Below are 2,216 nucleotides of genomic sequence, written 5' to 3'. Positions count from 1 at the left end.
TAATTTAAGCTATCTTTAATATAGGCTATGCTAATATTCCCTCATCAAAACCAAGGTGACCCACACCTAGCCCGCGTTGAGCTAAAGCTACGGGAAGCGTCCGTATGGATACGACAATCCATACCCGAGTAATCAGCCCCGATAGCGACAAGTTCGGGGGTAGAAAAATCCTTGTCAAATTTTTTATGGCGGATGTGCCAAGCGGCGCGCTAAATTGCAACAACGGCTTTTATCGGCTAAACCGAGCGTTCGCCACCATAAAGGTTTCGTAGGCTAATGCCGTTGATGAGTAAAAGGCAGAGATTGCCGTCAAACCGGCTTGACATCTCCCGCATTTGGGGGCTGTCATAGTTTAAGTAAAACACTGACTTTCCTTTTTTATTTCATGGCGGACGTATGTTAAGCGGCAAAAACTCTTGGGTGCCCGTAAAACGAGATTTTGGAACGCAGGTTCGACTCCTGCCGTCCGCCGCCATATCCATAAATGAGCCTCCACTCGCCTTACTCCTTGCGGCGGATATCCATGCAAATGAAATTTACACTGGAGGCTCTTTTATGGATATTTTTTAAGGAGAAAACTATGAAATTTGAAACTATAGTTGGTCGCCACGCTAAAAATGGCGAGACTTTTAGCTGGATACTTCCAGCTGGAAAAAGAGAGCGGTTTTATACCACAAAAAGAGAGGCGGAAGCTGCAGAAGTAAGCGTCTTGGCGCTCGTTGAAACCCTCGATGGCTTTTCGATCGTAGAGGTCGTAGACCATGGTGTGGTTTTGGCGGGAGACCATACCCCTCACAAGAAAGCGGTATTTTTCTATGTGGGCGATCCTGCCGAGCACATACCAAACTTCATTGAAAAGGCCGGAGCCTTGCCAAGCGAGCAAAAGTTAGCGGAGCAAAAAATTTGCTTCGACTATCTACAAAGCCTTGGGAGGCGAACGGACGCCCTTGAGGAGGAGCTTAGGGAATGGGATTGGACTAGGGCTTACGATATTCTCTTCTTGCGGGAAAACACCCACCCCGTAAGCTATAGGGCCGAGATGCTAGAGATCGGCGAGCTTCCTTTTGCTCATTGCGGCCGTGATGAACAATGGGAGGTCGTATGCGGTCTTCCGGGCATCGCGATTTCCACAAGGAGCGCTTTGGTCGAAAAGGTAGGCAGATCTTTTTTTGAAAACCTTAGTAGGGCGGTATTCGCGCAACAAAAACTAGAGCGCGTAATCACCGAACTTATGAGGGACTATCCTATTTTGGATAGCGCTTGGAACAGCTGGAGTATAGGGGTGCGCGATAGAAAATTTCGTATCGTAGCTACGAAATACTCGAAGAATGAGCCGCTGGAGGAAATAGACGGCTCTTTTATATCATCTTCTTTCTCGGCGGAGGAGAGGAAAAAGATACTGGAATTCATCAGCTACGTGAACTACTTCGCGCGAAGTCGTTTCCTCTGGATAGACTTCGTAAATGCTCTGACGCCAGAGCAAAAAGAGTGGTACGACCACAAAATGGACGAATACGAAAATAGGGAGTGCTGGCCGCCTCGCCCTAGAAATATCGAATGGGAGGAAAACAATGAAATTTGAAATCACGAGTATCGCCGATATGCAAGACGCCATAGATGCGATATACGACTATTGCTGGAAGATGGGCGTAAGCAAGGACGAGGTGTCGGATTTTATTTCAGCGAGGCTTGCACTACTTTACGCGCAGCATAAAGCCGAGATAGCGAAAAAAATAATGGAGAGTGGTTGTGTTGAGGCTTTTGAAACGATTTTTTAGAAAGCATACGAAATTTACCATCTCAAATTTAAGATTTGGAATATTGAGATGAGCTTTGTCGTAGCTTTTCTGATCGGTTTCGGCTTTGGTGCGGTTATTACAGCAGCCGCAAAATGCAAGCAAATTTTAAAGGATAAACAATGAGTTTGAAAGATTTTAGAGAAGAATTTATAGCTTACCGGACTAGGGTAGGTATAGATAAACACACGAAATTTAGCAGCTTTGCTAAATTTGTGAATGCTCGCAAAAAGGATATGCGATGCGCGATGAAACAAAACTGACAGTATACGCCGATGTGGCAATTAGCCAAATCATAAATGAGATGGGGGAAGCTGAATTGCGCGAGATACTAAATGCTTTTAATGCATCGGCTATTGCCGATGCGATATTATCGCTACCGCAAGGCAGAATAGAAAGAATAAGAGAGCTGATAAAGGA

The 2,216-nt window shown here is 45.4% G+C and carries 4 protein-coding genes and 1 tRNA gene; all 5 read left to right on the top strand.

What is annotated here, in order from left to right:
- Positions 1 to 104 precede the first annotated feature (104 nt).
- The 5 genes from Q0256_RS10630 (at position 105) to Q0256_RS10610 (ending at position 2,059) form a co-directional block, all read left to right on the top strand.
- Positions 105 to 272 carry a hypothetical protein gene (locus Q0256_RS10630; RefSeq protein ID WP_297962854.1) on the top strand — a complete coding sequence of 56 codons (168 nt, stop codon included), beginning with the start codon at positions 105 to 107 and terminating at the stop codon, positions 270 to 272.
- A 116-nt stretch (positions 273 to 388) separates the two neighbouring features.
- A tRNA-OTHER gene (locus Q0256_RS10625) sits at positions 389 to 471 on the top strand.
- A gap of 109 nt (positions 472 to 580) precedes the next feature.
- Positions 581 to 1,582: a hypothetical protein gene (locus Q0256_RS10620; protein WP_297962852.1), complete on the top strand. Its 1,002-nt coding sequence runs from the start codon at positions 581 to 583 to the stop codon at positions 1,580 to 1,582.
- Positions 1,572 to 1,778: a hypothetical protein gene (locus Q0256_RS10615; RefSeq protein WP_297962850.1), complete on the top strand. Its 207-nt coding sequence runs from the start codon at positions 1,572 to 1,574 to the stop codon at positions 1,776 to 1,778. Before Q0256_RS10620 ends, Q0256_RS10615 begins: the two co-directional genes overlap by 11 nt.
- Before the next feature lie 140 nt (positions 1,779 to 1,918).
- Positions 1,919 to 2,059, top strand: a complete 141-nt coding sequence (locus tag Q0256_RS10610) for a hypothetical protein (protein WP_297962848.1) — start codon at positions 1,919 to 1,921, stop codon at positions 2,057 to 2,059.
- Positions 2,060 to 2,216 lie beyond the last annotated feature (157 nt).

The organism is uncultured Campylobacter sp. (assembly GCF_937949835.1).
GTDB lineage: Bacteria > Campylobacterota > Campylobacteria > Campylobacterales > Campylobacteraceae > Campylobacter_B.
The sequence above is the reverse complement of the archived record's forward strand: the minus strand, read 5'-3'. Positions and strand labels throughout refer to the sequence as shown.